The 22242-nt window shown below is 60.6% G+C and carries 18 protein-coding genes and 4 pseudogenes; 11 read left to right on the top strand and 11 right to left on the bottom strand.

Annotated elements, in window-relative coordinates:
- Positions 1 to 164 precede the first annotated feature (164 nt).
- On the bottom strand, positions 165 to 728 hold the full coding sequence (locus tag JCM7686_RS20020; RefSeq protein WP_020952538.1) for a CHAP domain-containing protein: 564 nt from the start codon (positions 726 to 728) through the stop codon (positions 165 to 167).
- A 539-nt stretch (positions 729 to 1267) separates the two neighbouring features.
- Between JCM7686_RS20020 and JCM7686_RS20015 the strand changes: the two genes are divergently transcribed.
- The 3 genes from JCM7686_RS20015 to JCM7686_RS20005 all read left to right on the top strand — a co-directional run bounded on the left by JCM7686_RS20015 (position 1268) and on the right by JCM7686_RS20005 (position 2783).
- Positions 1268 to 2062, top strand: coding sequence for a hypothetical protein (locus tag JCM7686_RS20015; RefSeq protein WP_020952537.1), 795 nt, complete (start codon positions 1268 to 1270; stop codon positions 2060 to 2062).
- Between the two features lie 65 nt (positions 2063 to 2127).
- Positions 2128 to 2400: a type II toxin-antitoxin system Phd/YefM family antitoxin gene (locus JCM7686_RS20010; protein WP_020952536.1), complete on the top strand. Its 273-nt coding sequence runs from the start codon at positions 2128 to 2130 to the stop codon at positions 2398 to 2400.
- A complete protein-coding gene (locus JCM7686_RS20005; protein WP_020952535.1) occupies positions 2397 to 2783 on the top strand; it encodes a type II toxin-antitoxin system VapC family toxin in 387 nt (128 codons plus the stop codon). The genes JCM7686_RS20010 and JCM7686_RS20005 overlap by 4 nt, the downstream gene beginning before the upstream one ends.
- A 20-nt stretch (positions 2784 to 2803) precedes the next feature.
- On the opposite strand, the gene pdeM is transcribed toward JCM7686_RS20005, so the two are convergent.
- The 6 genes from pdeM to JCM7686_RS19975 all read right to left on the bottom strand — a co-directional run bounded on the left by pdeM (position 2804) and on the right by JCM7686_RS19975 (position 11100).
- Entirely contained in the window at positions 2804 to 3463 is a 660-nt protein-coding gene (pdeM, locus tag JCM7686_RS20000; RefSeq protein ID WP_020952534.1) for a ligase-associated DNA damage response endonuclease PdeM, read from the bottom strand.
- Positions 3460 to 5898 carry a ligase-associated DNA damage response DEXH box helicase gene (locus JCM7686_RS19995; RefSeq protein ID WP_020952533.1) on the bottom strand — a complete coding sequence of 813 codons (2439 nt, stop codon included), beginning with the start codon at positions 5896 to 5898 and terminating at the stop codon, positions 3460 to 3462. The genes pdeM and JCM7686_RS19995 overlap by 4 nt, the downstream gene beginning before the upstream one ends.
- Entirely contained in the window at positions 5895 to 7451 is a 1557-nt protein-coding gene (locus JCM7686_RS19990) for a cisplatin damage response ATP-dependent DNA ligase (protein ID WP_020952532.1), read from the bottom strand. Before JCM7686_RS19990 ends, JCM7686_RS19995 begins: the two co-directional genes overlap by 4 nt.
- On the bottom strand, positions 7448 to 8458 hold the full coding sequence (locus JCM7686_RS19985; RefSeq protein ID WP_020952531.1) for a ligase-associated DNA damage response exonuclease: 1011 nt from the start codon (positions 8456 to 8458) through the stop codon (positions 7448 to 7450). The genes JCM7686_RS19990 and JCM7686_RS19985 overlap by 4 nt, the downstream gene beginning before the upstream one ends.
- Before the next feature lie 51 nt (positions 8459 to 8509).
- Positions 8510 to 9409, bottom strand: a complete 900-nt coding sequence (locus tag JCM7686_RS19980; RefSeq protein ID WP_020952530.1) for a DMT family transporter — start codon at positions 9407 to 9409, stop codon at positions 8510 to 8512.
- Positions 9410 to 9660: 251 nt separating this feature from the next.
- The gene (locus tag JCM7686_RS19975; protein WP_020952529.1) at positions 9661 to 11100 is read right to left on the bottom strand and encodes an IS1182 family transposase; all 1440 of its coding nucleotides are present in this window, start codon (positions 11098 to 11100) and stop codon (positions 9661 to 9663) included.
- A gap of 325 nt (positions 11101 to 11425) precedes the next feature.
- On the opposite strand from JCM7686_RS19975, the gene JCM7686_RS19965 reads away from it, so the two are divergent.
- A protein-coding gene (locus JCM7686_RS19965) for an IS3 family transposase (RefSeq protein ID WP_148292561.1) occupies positions 11426 to 12513 on the top strand; the annotation gives its coding sequence in 2 pieces (ribosomal slippage) (positions 11426 to 11687 and positions 11687 to 12513; 1089 coding nt in all).
- Here JCM7686_RS19965 and JCM7686_RS19960 read toward each other — a convergent pair.
- Positions 12441 to 13634, bottom strand: a pseudogene (locus tag JCM7686_RS19960) (IS3 family transposase). The gene JCM7686_RS19965 and the pseudogene JCM7686_RS19960 sit on opposite strands and share 73 nt — an antisense overlap.
- Before the next feature lie 62 nt (positions 13635 to 13696).
- Positions 13697 to 13842 (bottom strand): annotated as a pseudogene (locus JCM7686_RS24165) (transposase); the annotation flags it as partial.
- 171 nt (positions 13843 to 14013) lie between these two features.
- On the opposite strand from JCM7686_RS24165, the gene JCM7686_RS19950 reads away from it, so the two are divergent.
- The 3 genes from JCM7686_RS19950 to JCM7686_RS19945 all read left to right on the top strand — a co-directional run bounded on the left by JCM7686_RS19950 (position 14014) and on the right by JCM7686_RS19945 (position 16363).
- Positions 14014 to 15003, top strand: coding sequence for a DUF4123 domain-containing protein (locus JCM7686_RS19950; RefSeq protein ID WP_148292697.1), 990 nt, complete (start codon positions 14014 to 14016; stop codon positions 15001 to 15003).
- Entirely contained in the window at positions 15003 to 15614 is a 612-nt protein-coding gene (locus tag JCM7686_RS24535) for a hypothetical protein (RefSeq protein ID WP_148292696.1), read from the top strand. The genes JCM7686_RS19950 and JCM7686_RS24535 overlap by 1 nt, the downstream gene beginning before the upstream one ends.
- A 212-nt stretch (positions 15615 to 15826) precedes the next feature.
- Entirely contained in the window at positions 15827 to 16363 is a 537-nt protein-coding gene (locus JCM7686_RS19945) for a hypothetical protein (protein ID WP_148292695.1), read from the top strand.
- Positions 16364 to 16627: 264 nt separating this feature from the next.
- On the opposite strand, the pseudogene JCM7686_RS19940 reads toward JCM7686_RS19945, so the two are convergent.
- Positions 16628 to 17560: pseudogene (locus JCM7686_RS19940) on the bottom strand (IS5 family transposase).
- A 68-nt stretch (positions 17561 to 17628) separates the two neighbouring features.
- Between JCM7686_RS19940 and JCM7686_RS24160 the strand changes: the two are divergent.
- Positions 17629 to 17814: pseudogene (locus JCM7686_RS24160) on the top strand (integrase core domain-containing protein); the annotation flags it as partial.
- A gap of 301 nt (positions 17815 to 18115) precedes the next feature.
- Here the strand turns inward: JCM7686_RS24160 and JCM7686_RS19935 are convergent.
- On the bottom strand, positions 18116 to 18748 hold the full coding sequence (locus JCM7686_RS19935; RefSeq protein WP_236635906.1) for a 3'-5' exonuclease: 633 nt from the start codon (positions 18746 to 18748) through the stop codon (positions 18116 to 18118).
- 496 nt (positions 18749 to 19244) lie between these two features.
- Here JCM7686_RS19935 and JCM7686_RS24530 point away from each other — a divergent pair, with 496 nt between their 5' ends.
- The 3 genes from JCM7686_RS24530 (at position 19245) to JCM7686_RS25080 (ending at position 22140) form a co-directional block, all read left to right on the top strand.
- On the top strand, positions 19245 to 19583 hold the full coding sequence (locus tag JCM7686_RS24530) for a hypothetical protein (RefSeq protein ID WP_148292694.1): 339 nt from the start codon (positions 19245 to 19247) through the stop codon (positions 19581 to 19583).
- 79 nt (positions 19584 to 19662) lie between these two features.
- Positions 19663 to 20916 carry a M10 family metallopeptidase C-terminal domain-containing protein gene (locus tag JCM7686_RS23665; RefSeq protein ID WP_158442388.1) on the top strand — a complete coding sequence of 418 codons (1254 nt, stop codon included), beginning with the start codon at positions 19663 to 19665 and terminating at the stop codon, positions 20914 to 20916.
- Positions 20917 to 21834: 918 nt separating this feature from the next.
- Entirely contained in the window at positions 21835 to 22140 is a 306-nt protein-coding gene (locus JCM7686_RS25080) for a transposase (protein WP_020952520.1), read from the top strand.
- The last annotated feature ends 102 nt before the right edge of the window (positions 22141 to 22242 follow it).

Below are 22242 nucleotides of genomic sequence, written 5' to 3'. Positions count from 1 at the left end.
GCGAGTCTTGGCAAAATATTTCCCCGCTCTGGCGGGAATGCAGGCGAAATATTCTCTGGTGGCGATATGTCTGTTTTCCGCAAGCGGGCAAATGGGGAAGGGCGCGAAACTGAAAATGCCCGCCAGGGGCGGGCAATCGGGGCATTTCGCTTGGGGTCTATCGCTTAAGGATAGATGAAACCCTTGACCGGATAGACCATGCCAAGCGTGTTCGGCACGCTTTCCAGACGCACGGCCGACCAGTTGTTCGCGGGCGAGACATCGACGACGCGCATCCCCAGCGACACCTTGTTGCGCGACCAATTGGCGTGATCAATGCGGATCTCGCGCGGGCTGACGACTTTCGAGACGACTGCGACATGACCTTGCGGCAGTTTGCCGGTGGCTTGGAAGGTCATCACGGAGCCGACGCGGGGCTTGTTGCCACGGCCATAAAGGCCTTCCGCTTTGCCCCACCAGGTCTTGGCATTGCCCTGCAGCTGGACGCCGCTGGCATCGCGGGCGAAGGGCACGCACCAGACGCGCTGGCCGCGGGCGTGTTTGGCGCTGGCTTCGCGCAAAGCCATGGATTTCAGCGCCGGATTGGGCGCAATCGCGGCGGCCTTGGACGAGGCTTTCGGCGCCCCTTCCCAGGTGCCCCGGGCCTCGGCTGCGAAGGCCGAAAAAATCGAAATCGCGCCGAACATGACCAGAGGCCGCGCAATGCGTGCAATTGCCTTGAAGACCATTCGTCCCTCGAACCGCTTTATTTGCGTTGTGTCGGGAAACTCCCTGATTGTTGCTAAAATGCAAAGCGCTTTGATTTTCGCTCGGCGGGAACCCGCCTAAATCTAGGCTTAAAACCAGCGGCATCCCACCAAATCCGGGGTATTTATGGCGTTGAACGGGCGGCGGGCTGTGTCCGATTTTCCCTATGGGCACAGTAATTTGGTGGCAGTTGAACAAGATTTTTTTCGCCGCGGCGGAACTTTTGCGAAACTCTGCCCGGATCCGTGGCACCGGGCGGGCGAGATCGCGGGAAACCGAGCCCCGCGCGCCGCCTCACGACCCCGCGCGATCACAATCGCTCGCGCGAATCTGATCGGATGAGAGCGGGGTCTAGCGGCGGCACAGCCATCCGCGCGGGCAAAATCCGCCGCCCCTTTCGCTCTCTGCGCGATGATCCGGCCGATCACAGAGCGCTTGCCCTGCGCCGCCCGCCCTTGCAGATTGAGCGCGACAGGCGCGCAAGCGCGACCCGGAACGCCACGATGCAGAAAGAGATGGCATGGCCGAGACGCCCAAGTTGATTATCCTGATCCCGACGCCGGGGCAGGTCGTGACCGAATTCATGAAATCTCTGATCGGTCTGACGCAAGAGCTGCAACGGCGCGGCATCACCTTCGGCATCAAGACCTATGAGTTTTCCGATATCGTGATGTCGCGGAATTACCTGCTGTCTTATTTCCTGTCGCAAAAGCCCTTCACTCATGCGCTGTTTCTCGACTGCGACCTGTCCTTCAAGCCGCCCCAGTTTTTCCGCCTGCTCGATTTCGACGCCGATTTCACCTTTGCCGCCTATCCCAGCCGCAAGATGGCCTTCCGCGATTACTACGCCGCCGTCTGCGAAAACGAGGCCCGCCCGGAGGCCGAGCGGCTCGATCCGGTCGCGCTCGCGAGCCAGAATTTCCGCTATGTCGTCCAGCCCCGCGACCGGCGTGGCCACGTGGCGCGCAAGGTCTCGGGCGATTTCGTGACGATCACCGGCGGCGGCATGGGGTTCGTGCTGCTCAAGCGCCGCGTGCCCGAGGAAATGGCGCGGCTGGGCGTGGCGCGACCCCTGCCGGTTCAGGGCCGCCTGCCGCTTTACCGCGATGCGCCCGAGTTTCACGATTTCTTCAGCCATCAGCCGGTCGATGGAACCGAGGGCGGGCTTTACGGCGAGGATCAAAGCTTTTGCCTGCGCTGGACCCATGGCGTTGGCGGCGAGATCTGGATGGACAGCAAGGCCAAGCTTGGCCATCACGGCCAATTCGGCTTTCCCGGAGATTACGGGCTGCGCGCCGCGCGCGACGGGGATTGATTTCCGCGCCAGATTGGACTAAGTCTATCGGACTAAGTTTGACCCACCGAGATCAGGAGGCGCGCATGAAGACCGTGAATATGCATGAGGCGAAGACCAATCTCTCGAAGCTGGTCGAGGCCGCCGCCAAGGGCGAATCCTTCGTGATCGCGCGGGCGGGCAAGCCCTTGGTCAAGGTCACGATGCTCGAAGGCGAAAGCCCGCGGCGGCTGGGGTTTCTCGCCGGGCAATACAGCATTCCCGACGATTTCGACCGGCTCGGCGAAGAGGAAATCCAAGGACTCTTCGACGGTGCCGAGGATGAGGCATCGGGCGCTGAGGTGATGCGGCGCGTATGAATCTGCTGATCGACACCCATCTGCTGCTCTGGTCGGCTTTCGCCCCGGAAAAAATCCCGGCGCGGGCGACGGCTTTGATGCTGGACCCCGGCAATCAGCTGTGGTTCAGCGCCGCCTCGATCTGGGAGGTCGCGATCAAGCGCGGCCTCAATCGCCCCGATTTCCGGGTCGAGCCCGGCGTTTTGCGCGCGGGGCTGTTGGCGAATGACTATTCGGAACTCTCGGTCGATGGGCGTCATTGCCTCGGGCTGGCGGCTTTGCCCGCGGTCCATGCCGATCCCTTCGACCGGATGCTGATCGCGCAGGCGGTGTCCGAGGGCATGGTGCTTTTGACCGCCGACAGCCGCATTGGCCAATATGCCGGGCCGATCGAGCTGGTCTAACCGCGAGGCTTAACGCCGCCTCAACGCCGCCGTGCGCCGAAGGGCAGGGGCAGCACGCGCGTCTCGCAACAGGCGAGCGCCAGACCCTCGGGCAGCAGCGTGCCAAGCGGCGGCTCTTCGGCCAGCATCCCGCCGGTATAGGCCCCGAAAGCGGGCAGGATCAGGTGATCGGCGCCGAGCAGAAAGGCGCGGCGGCGCAATCCGCCCAGCCGAATAGCCGGGTGATAATGTCCAGACACATCAGGACCTTGCCCGATTTCATGGCGCAGCACCAGCCCGTCGAGCGCAAGCTCTGGGCGGACCGCACCGGGCAAGGTTGCGGGCAGGGGGCCGGGATCGTGATTGCCGCTGATCCAGAGCCAGTCGCAGCCCTTGGCCAAAGCGGCGAGATCGGGGCCAAGCCTCGGCGCGAAGGCCTCGGCGGCGGCGAGATCGTCGAAACCGTCGCCCAGACTGATGATGCGGCGCGGGGCAAGGGCCGCGATTTCCGCGCCGAGACGCTCCAAAGTGGCGCGGTTTTCAAAGGGCGGCAGCAGCGCGCCGCCGCGCCGCGCCATGCGCTCGGATTTGCCGAAATGCAGATCGGCGACGATGAGCCAGCGCTCGCGCGGCCACCACAGCGCGCCCGAGACGCGCGCCTCGAATTCGACGCCGTGAAAGGCAAAGCCAAGCCCGCTCATGCCGCGCCTTGGGTGAGGTCGCGGCCAAGGTCGGGCTTGAGACTAAGCCCCGCCTCGGCCATCAGCCGCGCGGCCTCGGCCTCGGCCAGACGCTCGCGCGCTTGGCCCTTGATCGGCACCTGCCCGACCTCCAAAAGCAGCGGCGCGGCCATCGGCGGCACGCGGTCGAGCAGGCGATGGCTGCGTTCGGGCGAGCGGGCGAGCATTTCCTCGATGCGCCCGAAATCGACCAGCCCGCGTGCGGCCTCGGCCCGGGTGATGCGCATCAAGAGGTGGTCGGGGTCGTATTTGCGCAAGGTGTCGTAAAGAATATCGCTCGAAAATGTCGCCTGCCGACCCGAGCGGCGCAGCCCCGGATAATTGCGCTGAATGAGCCCGGCGACCGTCGCGATATTGCGAAAACTGCGCTTCATTACCGCGTTTTCGCCGAGCCAATCGCCAAGCCCGGCCTTGAGCCGCGCGGGGTCCAGAAGGGGGTCGATCTCGGTCACCGGATCGAGCGACCAGACCAGCAAAGCGTAATCGGTCGCGAGAAATCCCAAGGGGCCGAGGCCCGCCTCTTCCATCTCGCGCGTCAGCAAAAGGCCAAGCGTTTGCAAGGCGTTGCGCCCCGCAAAGCCGTAAAGCGCGAGATGCCAGCGGCCCTGAAACGGGAAGGTTTCCGAGAGCAGCAGCCCCGGACGCGGCAGCGCGCTGACCTCGGCCTGAAGCGCCAGCCAATCCTGCGTGTCGGGAGGCAGCACGACATGGCGCGCGGGCGTGCCGATGATGTCGAGCACGCGATGGGCGAGCTGCGTCGACATCGCGAGTTTCAGCCCGCTGAAGACCGCGATTTTCGGCTGTTTCGCGGGATTGGGCGAGACCTCGACCACCATTTCGCGCAAGGCGTCATAACGCACGGTCTGGCCGCCGATCAGGAAAGTATCGCCGGGCACGAGGGTCGCGGCAAAGGCCTCTTCGACCTCGCCCAGAGGCGCGCCGCGCCCGCGCAGACGCACTTTCAGCATCTCGGCCTCGACGATCGTGCCGATGTTCATGCGCAGATCGCGCACCGCGCGCGGGTCGCGCAGACCCCACATCCCGTCGCGCTCTTTCAGGCGTTGCCAGCGGTCATAGGCCTTGAGCGCATAGCCGCCGGTTGCCGCGAAATCGAGGCAATCGTCAAAGGCCGCGCGCGAGAGATCGCGGTAGGGCCCGGCGGTCTTGACCTCGCGGTAAAGGCTTGTCGCCTCGAAAGGCCCGGCGCAGGCGGTCAGCAGGATATGCTGGCAGAGCACGTCCAAAGGCCCCGGCCCGCGCGGCTCGCCATCCAGATCGCGGGCATGGACGGCCTCGAGCGCCGCGACGCATTCGATCTGCTCAAAGCGGTTCGCGGGCACGATGCGCGCGACCGAGGGCGCACCCCAGCGGTGATTGGCGCGCCCGATCCTCTGGACCAGCCGCTTGACGTTTTTCGGCGCGCCAATCTGGATCACGAGATCGACCGCGCCCCAATCAATGCCGAGATCGAGGCTGCCGGTCGCGACCACCGCCTTGAGCTGACCCGCCGCCATCGCCGTTTCGACCTTTTCGCGCGCCTCGCGCGCAAGGCTGCCGTGGTGAAGGCCGATCGGCAGATTTTTCTCGTTCGCGGCCCAGAGCGCCTGAAAGAAAAGCTCGGCCTGCGCGCGGGTGTTGATGAAGATGATCGTGGTTTGCGCGGCCTCGACCGCCGCGAGCACCTCGGGGATGGCGTAATGGCCGCCCGCGCCCGACCAAGGCGCGGGCCGCGCGGTGGCGAGCATGGCGATATCGGGGGCGGGGCCGGGATCGGCGAGGATGATCTGCGGCGCGGTCTCGGGCGGCGCCTCGGCGCGGCCCATGAAGGCGGCCAGCGCGGGCGGGTCCTCGACCGTGGCGGAAAGCCCGGTCACGCGCAGATCAGGGGCGAGCGCGCGCAGCCGCGCCAGCCCGAGCATCAGCTGATCGCCGCGTTTGGATTCGGCCAGAGCGTGCAGCTCGTCCAAGACCACGCGGCGCAGGATGGCGAAGATCTTCGGCGCTTCGGGGTAGCTCAGCAGCAGCGCGAGGCTTTCGGGCGTGGTCAGCAGGATCTGCGGCGGATCGGTGCGCTGGCGCTGGCGCTGCGCTTGGCGGGTGTCGCCGGTGCGGTCCTCGATGCGGATCGGCAGGCCGAGATCGGCGACGGGTCGCGCCAGATTGCGCCCAATATCGGCGGTCAGCGCCTTGAGGGGCGAGACGTAAAGCGTGTGCAGCCCGCTCCAGCCGCCCGCAAGCTCAATGAGCGAGGGCAGAAACCCCGCCAATGTCTTGCCGCCGCCGGTCGGCGCGATCAGAAGGCTGTCGCTCGGCGCATCCAGCAGCGCGAGCTGATGGGCATGGGGCGACCAGCCGCGCGCGGCAAACCACTCGGCGAAGCGCGGCGGCAGGCTCACAGCAGCGCCTCAAGGGTTTCCAGCCGGTCGGCCTCGGCGGCGGGCTTGTCCCAGCGGATGCGGCTGATGCGGGGGAAGCGCAAAGCCACGCCCGATTTATGGCGGGTCGAGCGGTTGATGCCCTCAAAGGCCAGCTCGACCACCAGTTTCGGCGCGACGGCGCGGACCGGACCGAAACGCTCGGTCGTATTGTCGCGCACGAAGCGGTCGAGCTCGCGCAATTCCTCGTCGGTGAAGCCGAAATAGGCCTTGCCGACCGGCACGAGATCCGCGCCCGACCACAGGCCAAAGGTGAAATCCGAATAGAACCCCGAGCGTTTGCCGTGACCGCGCTGCGCGTAAAGCATCACCGCATCGACCACCATCGGATCGCGTTTCCATTTGAACCACGGCCCGCGCGGCCGCCCGGCCTGATAGCTCGAGGCGCGGCGCTTGAGCATCACGCCCTCGATCACATCCTGCGGCGGCGCGGCGCGCAACTGGGCGAGATCCTCCCAACTGGCGAAATCAAGCAGCGGCGAGCGGGTGAAACGGGGCCCGAGATCGAGGCTTTCGAGAAGCGCGCGGCGGGTGGTCAAAGGCTTGGCGCGCAGATCACGGCCCTGCCAGAGCAGGAGGTCGTAAAGACAAAGCCCGGCCGGATGGCTGGCCAGCAGCGCCTTGCTTGCGGTCTTGCGGTTCAAGCGGCGTTGCAGATCGCCAAAGGGCGCGACGGCGCCGTCGCGGATCACGATCAGCTCGCCGTCAAGCGTGCCCTCGAAATCCATCGCGTCGAGAAGATCGGGAAAGGCCGCCGAAATATCCTCTCCGGTGCGCGAATAGAGCCGCCGCGTGCCCTGATCGGCGACCGCCTGCACGCGGATGCCGTCCCATTTCCATTCTGCGAGAAACTCGGCGGGATCGAGCGCGGCGAGCTCCTCTGGCGTGATCGGGGTCGAGAGCATGACCGGGCGAAAAGGCGCGCGCGCCGCCTGTTCGGGCCGCGCGCCGCCCGCGATCCAGTCAAACAGCGCGGTGTAAGGCGGGGCGAGCCCGTGCCAAATTTCCTCGATCTCGGTCAGATCCGGGCCGCCCATGTCAGCCAAGGCGGTGCGCGCCAGCCGGGCCGAGACGCCCACGCGCAGATTGCCGGTCGCGAGCTTCAGGAAGGCCAGCCGCTCAGAGGGCGAAAGCCGGTCGAGCACGCGGGCGATCGCGCCCGGAAGCGCGGCCTTGCCGGTCGTCTGCATCAGATGAACCGCCTCGGTCACGGTGATTTCGTGCTCCTGCCCCATGGCGTCGGGCGCGTCCCAGATCAGCGCCAGGGTCTCTGCCAGATCGCCGACGAAATCATAGCTGAGCGCGAAAAGCTGGGCGTCGATCCGGGTGGCCGCGATGCCGCGCAGAAGGCTGGGGCTGGCTTGGCGCAGCTTCAGATCGTTGGTCAAAGCGGCCAAGGCCCAGCCGCGCTCGGGGTCGGGCGTGATTGCCAGATAATGGCGCAGGATCGTCAGCTTGGCCGCGCGCCCCGCGGTAAAGGCCAGCCGTTCGAGCAAGGTGGCAAAGGCCCTCATTCGAGCACATCCCCGTCATAGCCGACCAGCCGCAAGGGCCGCGCGGGCAGTTGCGCCAGTTCACACCAGCGCAAAAGGCCCTCTTCGGCGCCATGGGTGATCCAGAGCTCGCGCGGCGCAAGCTCGGTCACGGTCGCGGTCAGCGCGGGCCAATCGGCGTGATCGGAGATGACCAGCGGCAGCTCGATCCCGCTTTGCCGCGCCCGCGCGCGGATCTGCATCCAGCCCGAGGCAAAGCCCAGCACCGGATCGGCGAAGCGCTGGACCCAAGGGCTGGCAAAGGCCGAGGGCGGCGCGATGATGAGCTGCGCCGCGAGCGGCTCGGCGGCCGCGCGATCGACCGTCGCTGGCACCAGCGGGCCAAGCGCGATGCCTTGGCTGGTGTAATAATCGCAAAGCCGCACCATCGCGCCATGAAGGGCAATCGGCGCGTCATAGCCCGCCTCGCGCACAAGGCTGATGACATGCTGGGCCTTGCCCAAGGCGTAAGCGCCGATGAGATGGGGCCGGTCGGGAAACTCGGCCATGCTCGCCAAAAGCCGCGCGATTTCCTGCGCCGGATCGGGATGGCGAAAGACCGGCAGGCCGAAGGTCGCTTCGGTCACGAAGACATCGCAAGGGACGGGCTCGAACGGGGCCGCGACGCGCGAGGGGCGGCGGGTGTAATCGCCCGAGACCACGATTGTCGGCCCGCCCTTCGCGGCAACCGCGATCTGGGCCGAGCCGAGAACATGGCCCGCCGGATGAAAGCTGACCCGCACGCCGCCCAGATCGAGCGGCGCCTCATAGGCCTGGATCTCGCGCGCGAAGCCCTCGCCCATGCGGATCGCCATAATGTCGAGCGTCTGCCGCGTCGCCAGCACCGCGCCATGTCCGGCGCGGGCGTGATCGGAATGGCCGTGGGTGATCAGCGCGCGGGCGACCGGGCGGGTCGGGTCGATGTGAAAATCGCCAAGCGGGCAGTAAAGCCCGGAATCGGTGGGAAAGAGAACATCATCGGGGCGCATCGGCCCAATATGCGTTCTCTCTCTGTTCCGATCAAGCGGGCGCGGCGTTCCTTAATGCGAGAAACGCCGCGTCAGAGGGGTCAGCAGGCGCTCGGGCAGGAACATCACCAGATTGCCGCAAAGCGCGAAGACGAGCCCCAGAACCGCGCTCGGATGCCAGTGATAGCCCTCGTAAATCGTCGACAGCGCCAGCGCGACCACCGGGAAAAGCACCGTCGCATAGGCGGCCTTGGCCGAGCCCAGACGCGCCACCATCATCAGATAGGCGGTGAAGCCCAAGACCGAGCCAATGAGCGAGAGATAGGCCAAAGCGCCCCAGTAAAGCCCCGAGGGCGGCGCGACGATTCGCGTGCCGGTGACGGCGATCAGCGCCAACAGCACCACCGCGCCATAGCACATCCCCCAAGAGGTCGCGGTCACCGGCGAAATCCCGGCCGCGCTGTTGCGCCGCGAGATCATATTGCCAAGCGAGAAGAAAAGCGTGCCGAGACAAGCAAGCCCGATCCCGGTCATCACGCCCGCGGGATGGGAGGCGGCAAGCTCGGGGCCGAAGAGCAGGACCACGCCCAAGACCCCAAGGGCACTCGCCACGACCACCCGCGAGGTGATGCGGTCGCCGAAAAAGATCCGCGCATTGACCGCATTAAAGAGCGTCGCCAGCGAGAAGATGACCGAGATCAGCCCCGAAGGCACATAGGCCGCCGCATTGTAAAAGCAGATGAAATTCAGGCTGAAGAGGCAGATCGCCTGTGCCGCGATCCACGGTTGCTGGCGCGCGCTTGGCCACGTCAGCCGCCCCAAAGCGGCCAGCACCGCGAGATAGACCAGCCCCGCCAGCGCGAAGCGGTAAAAGACCGAGACCAGCACCGGCACCGGGCCGACCTGAAAGGCAATCGCGATCCAGGTCGATCCCCAGATCAGCACGGTTGCGGCGAAAAGCAGAATATTCATGACAGGCGTCCTTCTTAGACCCCCGTCCTAGCCCGCGCCGCGCGGCGGCTTTTGCACAATCTTGCGGCAAAATGCGCGGCGGGTCTGGGCCGAGGGTGTGTAAAAACCTGGCGGCGGTGGCTGTTTGTTGGTGGTTTTCTCTGTTGCCCGGAATACCTGCGTCAGATCGTGCCTTTTCGCGCGGATTATGGCCCACCAATAAGCCTTGCCGGACGCCGTGCTGCGTCAGCAGTGAGGCGGCCGAGCCCTAGTCAGGCCGAAAATGCCTGCATCAAGCGCCGGATGCCGATCAAGGAGATCAACCGCTTGATATTATAGGCCAGAACGTTCAGTGCCATCTCGGTACGGACGTTCTTCAGCCTTCGCGTCAGCAAATGGGTATGCCCCATCCAAGCCTTGATTGTGCCGAAAGGATGTTCGACCGTGCAGCGGCGGAGCGTCATCGGATCGGTGTCCCTGCTCAGCCTTTCGTGCATCGCGTCGATCAGATGCTCATGTTCCCATCGGGTGATCCGGCGCTCTGTGCCAGTGGTGCAGCGGCTTTTTAATGGACAGCTCTGGCATGCGTTGATCCAGTATCGCCGGACCTGAAGGCCACCTTCCTCGCGGGTGTAGCGGTAGATCAGTTCCTCGCCAGCAGGACAGACATAGACGTCGCGTTCCGGATCATAGGCGAAATCGGCCTTCACATACATGCCCTTGGCCGCATTGCCCGAGGTGGCGGGGCGCGGCACGGTCGTGGTGATGCCCGCCTCATGGCAGGCGAGGATCTCGGGGCCGCTGAAGTATCCCTTGTCTGCGATGGCGTGCAGGTCTTCATGCTGAAGGGCATCCTTTGCCGAGATTGCCATCGGGCTGAGCTGGTCGCGATCAAAGCCCTGGTTCGTGACTTCGTGGGTGACGATGATATGGCTCTCGGTATCGACGGCGGTCTGGACATTATAACCAACCATACCGCTGTGGCGGGCGCTGGTCGCCATGGCCCGAGCGTCGGGATCGGTCAGGGAGATCTGCCCGTCGGGGGTATCGGCCAGGGCTTTGTCCATCGCCTTCAGCCGATCAATCTCTTGGCGGATGCGACCATAACGCCGAGCCAGATCCCGGACTTTCCGGGTATGGGTCTCGCCTTCCTCCTGCCGGTCGATGCGCACCATATCGTCGATATAGCGCTCGACATCAGCTTCGAGATGGGTGAGGCGGCTGGCAATCTTGTTCTTCGTGAAGTTGCGATCACGGTTGTTCACCGCCTTGAACTTACTGCCGTCGACCGCAACGCAATCGCCCTTCAAAACGCCAATCCGACGACACAGGTCGACGAACTGTGCGCAAGTCTTGCGGATCGCCAGGCCGTTCGCGCGGCGGAACTCGGCGATGGTCTTGTGGTCGGGCGCGAGCCGGCCAATCAGCCACATCACTTCAACATTGCGCTCGGCCTCGCGTTCCAGCCTGCGGCTCGACGGGATCCAGTTCAGGTAGCCATAGATGAACAGCTTCAGCAGAACGGCGGGATAATAGCCGGGTCGGCCGGTGCGCGCCGAGGTCGAGCGGATGAAACCCAAGTCTGCCAGATCAAGCTCATCGACGAACAGGTCAACCACGCGAACAAGATCATCCTCGCCGATCCAGTCTTCCAGCCGGTTCGGGAAAAGCACCGTCTGGCTTCGCTGAACTCCCTCGATGAAACCCGCCATGCCGCTCCTCCCGCCATCACGGAATGGTAGCACTGCAGCCAGTTTTGACACACCATCGGCCGCGCCTTGTCTGTCGTTGGGAGAGGCAGGGCTGACCGCGCCAAACCTGCCGGTTGCCGTGTCGCGGCATGTCGATCGGAGCCCCCAGCTGACGGTGGCTCCCGGTCGCAGCGAATGCAGTTGCAACGTGAGTGTCCGGTCCACCGCTCCGGTTACACCTAACGTAGCGCACTGCGGCTTTAGGGCTCGTCGTTGGGTAATCCTCCCCATGGTTAAGGGGCTGCATAAGTAGAATTTTCTCGTAGCGTGAGCTGAGGAGATTCGAATGAGAAAGAGCCGTTTCACCGAGCCGCAGATCATGGCCGTGCTTCGTCAGGCCGAGAGCGGCGTGGCCGTGCCTGAACTTTGCCGCGAGCATGGGATCAGCACAGCGAGCTTTTACAAATGGCGCTCGAAGTATGGCGGCATGGACGCGTCCATGATGAGCCAGATGAAGACGCTTGAGGACGAGAACCGGCGGTTGAAGCGCATGTTTGCGGACCTGAGCATGCAGGCCGAACTGCTCAAGGAAGCACTAGGAAAAAAATGACACGGCCAGTTCAACGCCGGGAGCTGGCCGAGAAGGCTGTGGCGACGAAGGGGGTCAGCATCGCGCTGGCCTGCCGGGCCTTTGGCGTGAGCGAGACCTGCTTTCGCTACAGCCCGAAGCGCGATGCCGAGAACGAGTTTATCGCGGACCTGTTGGAAGGGCTGACCAAGGTGCACCGGACCTGGGGCTTTGGGCTATGTTTCCTGCACATGCGCAACGTCCAAGGGCATCCTTGGAACCACAAGCGCGTCCATCGGATCTATTGCGAGTTGGAACTGAACCTGCGGATCAAGCCGCGGCGGCGGATCAAGCGTGACAAGCCTGAAGAGCTTAGCGTCCCTGACGCGCCGAACACGGTCTGGTCAATGGACTTCATGGCTGATCGATTGGCCGATGGCCGTCAATTCCGCCTCTTGAACGTGCTGGACGACTTCAACCGTGAGGGCCTCGGCATTGAGGTCGACTTCTCGCTCCCGGCCGAGCGGGTGGTCCGGTCCCTCAATCAGATCATCGAGTGGCGCGGAAAGCCCCTGGCCATCAGGGTAGACAATGGCCCTGAATACATCAGCTCCACGCTGATGATCTGGGCCGAGAAGCAGGGCATTGCCCACAACCACATCCAGCCTGGGAAACCACAGCAGAACGCCTACGTCGAGCGTTACAACAGGACAGTCCGCAATGAATGGCTGGACCTATACATCTTTGAAACCATCGAGGAGGCGCAGGAGATCGCAACCGACTGGCTATGGACTTACAACAATGAGCGCCCCAACATGGGCATCGGCGGCATCACACCCGCCCAGAAACTGAAGATGGCTGCCTGAAGTCTACTTCTGCACCCCGTTAAAACGGGGAGGATTACCCGCCGACGCGGGTTGTAGAAGCGTTCTATGTAATCGAAGACATCGGCACGTGCTTCGTTTCGGGTGCGATAGACCTTGCTGGCTGTCCGTTCGGTCTTCAGCGTTGAGAAGAAGCTCTCCATTGCGGAGTTATCCCGGACTTTACCCCCGCGGCTCATCGAGCAGGTGATCCTATTGTCGGCCCAAAGCCGCTGGAACTGCTCGCTGATGTATTGCGATCCCTGGTCCGAATGATGAAACAGGGTGTCGGCCTTGCCACGACGCCAGACCGCCATCATCAATGCGTCCATGATCAATGAGGCATCCCGATCAGCCTTCATCGACCAGCCCACTGCGCGCCGGGAAAAGAGATCCAGTACGACAGCGACGTAAAGCCAGCCCTCAGCGGTCCAGATGTAGGTAAAGTCGGCCAGCCACTGCTGGTTTGGCCGGTCGGCCAGGAAGTCACGGTCCAGAATGTTATCGACGATGACCGAGCGTTCTCCATCATCCTTCGGCTTCCCACGGCGCCTGGGTCTTGCCCGCAAGGCACTGGTCCGCATCAGCCGTTCGATCCGGTGAAGCCCGCAGGCAAGCCCCTCCTCGAGAACATCGCGCCAGACGCGACGGGCACCATAGGTCCGGTCACTGGTCTTGAAGCTCGTCTTGATCGCTGCAACGAGCTTCGCTTCATGGATCTCGCGGGTGCGGGGTGGGCGGCGGAGCCACGCATGAAAGCCGGACCGCGAAACCTCAAGAACCTCGCAAAGCCAGATGACCGGCCAGATGTGGCGGTGTTTTACAATGAAGGCGAACCTCATATCGCCTCGCGCGCGAAAAAACTGATGCTTTCTTCAGAATATCACGCTCCGCCCGCAGCCGAGCGACCTCTTTTCAGCGCTGCAATCTCGGCCAGATTGGCCCGCATCTGACCGTTGCCGGGAATCGCCGTGATGGGGTCGCTGTCAGTTCCTGCATCCAGCGACGCAGCACGCTCTCCGCAACGTCAAGGTCTCGGGCCGCCTCCGCTACTGCAAGCCCCGGTCCGTCACCAGCCTCACGGCCTCGACTTTGAACTCGCAGCTGAATTTGCGTCCCGTCATATCTGCACTCCAGTTCCTTGGTCACAATCTTATCTTCGTGTCCACGAAACCAGCAGCAGCTCAAGCACGGCGCCTATGAGCCGCATGATTGAGGCCTCGCTGGGGAAGATCCCCACGACATCAGCCCGCCGTTTCGCTTCTTTGTTGAGGCGCTCGATGGGCTTCGCGCTGTAAGCTTGGTCCGATGCTGGTGCAGAAAGGTCATGTAACCGGCTCACTCTCAAACCTGAATCCGTCTGCAGAAAGAATAGTGCGACAAAGCCCCCAAAAGGCAAAGGGCGCATCCCAGTTCTTGCGGTATATTGGCTGTCGCTTTACGTTTTCCTGACTAACTGTTCGGTCTTCGACTTTATTTTTCTTGATTTGTGGACAGGTTTTCGTGGTTCGATGGTTTGATGACGAAGTTGAAACGATATGGTTGAAAAACCTAACTCCTTCTCGCGAAGGGGAAATTCCGGACGCTCTTGCAGAACATATTTTCGGCGGGCCGCAACGAACCTATGCCATTTTCGACATAGCAATGCTCCGCGAAGGCCTTGCCCTTATTGAAGCAGAGCCCGGCTACCACGGATCTTTGCTCGAGGGGGATGCGGCTCGAGGGCTCGCCGACGTTATGCCCTCCCTCGTGGAGCTATCTCCGGATGCAAGACTGACCCGAAAACTGTTTCGCGAAGTCCCCGGTTATGATGCCGCATTGGGCACGCTGCACTTATGGCCCGCAAATCCCGCGCTCTTCATTCGCAGCACCTTCGACCCAGCCACGCTGCGCAATCACCTTCGCCGTTTCCTGAAGCCGATGGATTTCAAGGGTCAGCGTAGATATCTGCGGCTTTGGAACCCTTCGGTCGCTTACGACTATCTTCACAACAGCAGCGAGGTCACCCCGTTCCTGCGACTATATCTCGGCTTGCCGGGCGACAATATGATCCTGATCGCACGGAACGGGAGCGCCGCAGTCATTGCACGCGCCGTCTCACCGCCACGACGTGACGATCGGCCAATTTTGTCGCAAGCCGATCTTCATGCACTGACGTTTAGGGTAAAACGTGATTTTCACGAGAAGCTGGTCAATCGTGTCATCTCTCGAGCACAAAGTCGCGGCTATGCGTTCGAGCTTGCTCGGGTCGGACATGTTGCCGGCCTTGTGATGGCGGTGATGGAAGACCATGAACCGGGAGACGTGCCCAAAATGAAAGATCATGAAAGGCTTACGTTGGTGCTCTTGATGATGCACGACGATGCCGCCCCGGTTGTACTCTCCGGACCTGTGATCCGAAACAAGTTGCTGCCGTGGTCGACCAGGGTGGATGTCGTGGCAAAATCCTATTTGACCGGCTTGCGTCAGATCTATGGATTGGAGGTGGTATAATGGCGGGACCAGCTGTTGCTGCAGCTCCTCTCTATGTCGGGGGGGCCGCACTTGCTTATGGTTTGATGTATGCCGTCAGCCCCGATTTTCGCGCAGCGCATACAAGCCTTGGCAATGCCATGGCTCAAGGAGTAAGCGATTCTTATGGTCAGATAAAAGACCTGATCTTTGGCGATGAAGAAGAAACTTCTGCACCGGCCACCGGGACGAATACCAAAACTGGTGCTAGCACAGATACCGCTACTGGCGAAGCGAGATGCCCGGCCGTCCCCTATTGGCATTTCACCGATCCTGCGGCAGGAAAAACCATTCTCGCGGTCCGGGCATTCTATAGTGCAAAGAACCATTTTGCAGACCGACCATGGGGGCCGCGCACGATTTTCCATTCCGTGTTCATCAGCAATCCGCTCTATGTGGATAAACCCCATTTCTTCGTTCAGATCATGGCCGATTGCACAGTACCGCTCGCGCCGGGGCAAAGCTGGGGTTTCGTTCAAGAGTTCATCCACGCCGGGCGCTTGAACGAACGCCCGCCCCACGTCACCATCGTGGCTGCGGGGCCCAATATATTTCCCGAACAACCGGGCTGGGAGAATTTTCCAATAAGATGATTACATTCACACTCCTCCCCCAGATCAGTCCTGCTGAGACCGTCGAACTGGCGCGCATGTTGTTGGTGCGCAAACTTATGCCTGAAGATAGGCGCGGGACTCTAAGCCCAATGATAAACGCGCCCCTTGCGCAGTCCGTAATTCTGCAACCAGCCATCCCTTTGCTTCTGGCTGATTGGTTGCCACGGTTAAAGCACCAGTTTTCTGAGGAGATGGCGGATGCAAGCGCGAATCCCTCGCTTCGCGGCCACCTTTACGGAATGCAGGACGAAGGCGCTCGGCAAAACCTGATATATCAGTATTTCCTGCCTTTTCAGGCCCATAAAAAGCCAGACACGTCTTCGGCAGATACGATCTCCGCCGCCTTCGACGCTCAGGCGGCTGCAGCGACGATGACCTTAGATCTGGGGCCGCTTTATCCGGCGACCCCAGAAAATGGCGCGATCAGATTACCAGTGCCGTTTCTAGGTATGATCTTCGACCAGATCCTGGTCGGCCGACATAGCCACCTTTATCTGGAAACGCGACGGAGGGGGAAGACGAACGCAGCAGCGTCAGATGCCGTCATTCATGTCTGGATGGATGTCATGGCCGCAACTGACGCCGCGCTCACGCAGCCTCCATTTCGCGCTCGCAGACTGAAACAGCGCGATTTCGCGCAGAGCTTTGCCTATACTCAGATGATGGAATTGGGATTCTCTCGGGACGACATGATAGAAGCATTGACGCCGTGGGAACTGGTAGATTGACCCGTTTCGGGTCTACACAGTCCGGGAACTGACTGAATTGGCGAGCTTTGCGCTTCCCAAGCTCTAAGCGAAAAAGCGGCGCGGCACTGCGAAAGATCAACCCTATCGGATGTCTTCGCATCCGCGTCTGCGCGTCGCGAACGGGCCACCTCAACCCAAGTCGCGAACCGCGATGCACAGCCTGATCACCTCGTAGCGCGGGATCAAATGATCGGGTCAAACAATGTTCGCGCTCCCTACTGCCAGCCTCTTTCCCGTTTGAGTTCAGCCCGCGCGTTCGATCTCGGCGGTCCCGGGGGCATTGAAGCGGTTCATGAGGGCGACACGGATTTGGACCTCGGCGGTTTGGCGGTCAGGGTCGCGTGAGGCGATGCGTTCGCCAAAGGACTTGAAGCACCGCATCCTGGCCTCGATCCGACTCCGCAGGTGGTAGCCGGACCATGTCTTCCAGTTCGCGCGGCCAAAGCGCTTGCTCGCCCGGAGGATGTCGTTTCGGGCCTTGGCTGCGGGGTAAGCTTCCTCCCAGAGGCGAGCGTTTCGACGGATCGGGAAGATGGCCGTGCCGCCGCGATCCAGGATCGCAGCATGGCAGCGACGGGTGTCGAAGGCACCGTCGTCGGTCACGGTACCGATCTGCTCAATGGGCGGGATCTGGTCCAGAAGGTCTGGCAGGACGGGGCTGCCGCCCTTGCGGCTGGCAGTGAATTCCACAGCCCGGATGTCATCAGTGGTACTGTCCATGGCGAGATGGACCTTGCGTTATTGGCGTCTGCGGTGGGTGCCGTGCTTTCTCGCCAACCATTCGCCATCGCCGAGAAACTCGATCCCCATACTGTCCACGAGCAGGTTCGGAGGCCCCGGATCACGCCGATGCGTGATCTGAACCGTGATGGCCTTTTGCCTGCGGCTGAGGGTCGAAAGGTCGGGAACCGGCCAGTCGAGGCCGGCCATCTGCAGGATGCTGGCGACCATCCCCGTCGTTTGCCGCAATGGCAGGCCGAACAACACTTTCACCATCAAGCAAAATTGCACTGCGGCATCGGAGAACATCGGCGGCCTCCCCGGCCGACGGGCCTTCGGGGCACGCCACACCATGTCCTTGTCCAGCCAGATCAGCAATGACCCACGCTGCTTGAGTGCCTCATTACAGGATTTCCCGTTCATCATACAGTAGCGGGTGGGCGCAGGCTTGTTCATGTGGCCTCTTAAGCCACTGGATTCCTCGTGTGAATCCCGCCGGAGGGAGAGTTGCGCAACAATGCCCTTTCAATGCCCGCTTTCGCGATGAAATGCTGAACGGGGAAGTCATCTACAGCCATAGTGAAGCGCAGATCCTGATCGAGCAGTAGAGAAGGCGCTATAACACGAAACGACCACACAGCGCTTCGGACTATCGCCCACAGGTTCCAGAAGCCATCGTCCCGATGGACCAAAGGCCGGTCGCGCACTAAATTTAAAAACGGATCACGCAAGTGGGGCGGATCAGACGCGTCCGGGACGCCGATCTACGATAACACGATGCAATATGCCATCCTGCGAAGGGAGTGGCGGGCAGCATTGGAGCATGAGCAAAGACGTTGAGCCGCGTGCCTCGTCACGGGGCCGGTCCCTAACGCCTGCGATCGGTGCCTGCGACTTTCTTGCAGGCAGCGGACCCTTCATCGGCATCTAAAGATCCCCACCGACCCAGTCTTAGAGCTGTTCCGTGCACAGGCTCCGCGCTGAAGCCCCGAAGATTCAGCGCCCGCAATGTCAGGATTGAACCAGAATTCCATCTGCTTCGGGCCTTGCCGCCCTTGGCTTGCGGCCCGGAGACCGGTTTTGCGCTAAAATCAGCTCCTCCAGCGACAGCCCGGTCTGCGCCTCCGCTCGCAACACGACCATGGCCGCGGCCTTCGCATCCTCGCCCGCATCGTGATGTGCGAAATCGAGCCCCAGTGCCTTCTTCAGATGGCCAAGCCCATGCCCGCCATTGCCGCGAAACGCGGGCCAGGCCCGGCGCGCAATCGTGACACTATTCGCCCAACGCCAGCTCGGATCGGGCAAACCATTGGCCCGGCACGCGCCAGTGATGGCCCTGCTGTCAAAGGTGCTGTGCTGGATGATGAGATGCCCCTCGAGCAGCGGCGAGATCAGCGACAATATCTGCGGAAATCTCGGTGCGCCGATGACGCGGTCAGGTCCGATACCGTGGAGTTGCACGTTGAAGCCCGAGAATCTCTGCGCTGGGTCAACCAACGCGCTGAACACGTCTATCGAGCCGTTATCGGCAACACAGGCGATACCGATCTGGCAAATGCTTGCGGGATCCGAATTGGCCGTCTCGACATCCAGAGCGACAAACCGAAACGGGCTGACCGGAACGATGAGGTTGAGGTCAGGCAATCGCGGCATCTCTCGCTCGTCTGGCGTCCAATCGCATGACGCGGTCCCTGTGCTAGGTTCATTTTCCGGCATCCCCCATTTCTAAGTGAAATACCGGCCCAAGAACAGAGTATCGCTTCCGCCGCAGGGGCTGGTCTACCGCGCCGTTGAACTGCCTGGCCTTCGTTATCGATTTTGCGCTGTTGGCCCAGAAGGGGCTGGGTCTGGCGGCATTTGCGGACGGAACGCTCACTTCGCCCACCAGCGTGAGCTTTGCCGTCACATCATCACGCGGTTCGACAATAGCGCAGTTTCAGGAGGTGTGGGGGTTGCGCCCGTGGAACGATCACGATTGCTCCCTGCGTTCCGGCCGGGGCCGCGAGATATGTATGGTGCCGAATAACGCTAATCTAAGCGCTGTTGGGGGGCTGCCAGGCGGGATTCCATACAAAATACTTGCAGACATATTAACCATATTGCAAAGATACCTGTATTTATCTGCTTGTGGAGTTTTTAAATGACCGGAAAAGCGAAGACCATTATTGCAATCGGCGGAAGCGGAACTGACTATATAAGGGGGCTGCTCGGGGTCAATAAATGGGGCGGTGAGATAAAATACGCGTTTCCAGAAAACGGAGCCGCCTATCGGGACGGGGGGCCGTATCCGCGGGGGAAAGCGGCTAATGGCACGACTTTACCTGACGAAACATCGAGCTTCAAGCCGGTAAACGACACAATTAAAATCGCCACAAAATTTGCGCTTGAGGGGACCAATCAAGGCAATGCCGGATTCTCGATAGAGGGATTAACGAACGCCAGTATATCTGTGGGGTCAGAAAAAAAACGCAAATATTAGAGTCGGAATGGCCGATCTTGGGAAAGATCCAGCATATGCAACACTTCCTTCCGGATCTACTAGATCAGGAGATATTTGGATGAGATCCTCCACCAGTACAGACGCCAGAATTGGTAACTCAACGTGGTGGTCCGTTCTACACGAAGTCGGCCACGCCGTTGGCCTCAAGCACCCGCATGATGGCAGCGGTTCTAAAATAATGCTGGCCAAATATGACTCATTAGAATTTACTGTAATGTCATACAAAGCCTACGTTGGGGCTGGAGGTCGTCCAAGCAATGAACAGTGGGGATTCCCCCAAACATATATGCGAGCAGATATTGCCGCTTTGCAACATATTTATGGCATAGACTGGACAACAAGGTCAGAGAATAATGAATACAAATGGACCCCAGGAAGCGGGAACACAATCATTAATGGCGTAGTTTCAATAGCGCCGGGTGCAAATAAGATATTTTTGACCATTTGGGACGCTGGAGGAAATGACACTTACAATTTGAGCGCCTACAAAACCCCGCTGCTTATCGACCTGAGAGCAGGAGCGTACTCTCATTTTGGAACAACGCAGATCGCAATTCTTGGGGCGGGTCACGAAGCTAGCGGCATGGTGTATAATGCATACAAACCTGTCGATGGAGACATTAGATCTCTAATCGAAAATGCAATTGGCGGGTCTGGTAATGACAACATAATTGGCAACGAAGTCGCGAATAAACTGTCAGGCGGTGCGGGTAATGATACGCTCATTGGCCTAAAGGGTAACGACACCCTGGACGGTGGCGACGGTAACGACATTCTTTACGGAGTTGATGGCGGGCAAGGATTGGGAAGAGATGTTATTATAGGAGGGGCTGGAGCAGATCTTGTCACCTATATAACAGCGAACATGGCTGTAGAGGTCGACCTTAATACTGGACGAGGAACATCTGGCGACGCACTAGGAGACACGTACTCCGGCGCCGAAAACGCTCAAGGATCAAACTACAACGACCTCATCACGGGGAGCGGCGGTGCGAATGGGCTATATGGCGCGAATGGCAACGATACACTTGTCGGGATGGGTGGTGACGATCATTTGTACGGTGGAGATGGGGCGGACAGATTCATCTTCGGGCCCGGGAAAACCGGACGCGACACGATTTATGATTTCAACGTAAATAGCGGAGATGTCATCTCATTTAAAGGGAACAGTCAATTCGCCAGATATGCTGATTTGGCGGGCTCAATGAAACAGTCTGGGAGCGATGTTTTTATAACGTCCAGCGATGGAGATATCATCATCTTGAAGAACGTTCTCCTCGCGAGCTTAAGCAGTAATGATTTTATCTTTTAGACGAATGGTTTCGCTTGCGGCTTAGCTTTGCGGCCAAGGTTGCATTTACTTTGGCCGCAATTTAATTAATTTTCTGGAGGCCCGATTTGGGTTGGCGTGTATACGAAAGATGGAAAAAAAGCTTTATACCATACCTCAGGGTAAGTCGACGCACATGCGCAGTCGGAACGCGATGGCTGCTCAAGCTTCACGCGCCCGAAAGAGAAATTAGCTTCCTTGTAGGAGCCGGACTTCCTATAAAGGGATTTCGGGCTCAGGTTCGGAGATGTCGAATTTATGGATATTACCAAGTTGTATAGATTTTCCATGGCGCCAGGCATTGATATGATTGTCGCGGTCGCTGACTTGCAGTCCAGAAGGGCATACCGCACCTCTTGCTCGCCTCCTTTCTGTACTATTTGACTAAATAGGGAAACTTTATTATTGCCGGAATCATACACTTGGTATTCGTACTTCGTGTAATCGTCGCCCTTTTCAATAGATGCGCACGGGTCGGTCATCTCAAACTTTAATACGAGCGGCAACTCATTGGCAGCCACCGAAACTGTTGACAGGAGGCAAGTCGTAATTGCAATGAGCAGAGGTTTTGTTTTTCTCAATTGCGTTCTCCGAGAGTGAAGATTGACTCTATCGTATATCGTACTTTTCTATTATTGGTAAGCGTCATGCGCTTGCGTTCATAGGTGGATTCTCCCCGTTGCATTCGGGTCGCGATCGGTCCTCAGGCAGCCGTTATCAATTCTTAACCAGCAGATATACCGTTATCGCTTATAATGGAGCGTCCGCTGCTGGGAGTCCACAACAAGGTGATATATGAACTCATTGGTTCAGCCTACCCCCCGTCGGCGCCTATGGCACGGATTTGAGGTTGTGATTTAAGGATGTTTTGGGCTTCGTCGTAGTGACGCAGGAGCGAAGATGAAGCCCAAATCCTTCAATACAAAATCGTCGGTGAAGCCCCCTGCGGAGCGGGCTGTGAAAGACATCCGTCGGGAGACGCGTCGCCACTTCTCGGCCGACGACAAGATCCGCATCGTACTGGAAGGCCTGCGCGGCGACGACAGCATCGCCGAGCTGTACCGTAAAGAAGGGATCGCGCAGAGCCTGTACTACACCTGGTCCAAGGAGTTCATGGAAGCGGGCAACGCCGGCTCGCCGGTGACACCGCCCGTGCCGCGACCACTGGTGAGGTCCAGGACTTGCGCCGCGAAGCCCGTGCCCTGAAGGCCCGCGCCCTGAAGGAATGTGTGGCAGACCTGACGCTGGAAACCGCTTGCTTAAAAAAGCATGATCGCGAATGGGGGCGACGACGAATGAGGTATCCTG

This window comes from Paracoccus aminophilus JCM 7686 (assembly GCF_000444995.1).
In the GTDB taxonomy this organism is placed as follows: domain Bacteria; phylum Pseudomonadota; class Alphaproteobacteria; order Rhodobacterales; family Rhodobacteraceae; genus Paracoccus; species Paracoccus aminophilus.
This window is presented reverse-complemented; position numbering and strand designations above follow the sequence as displayed.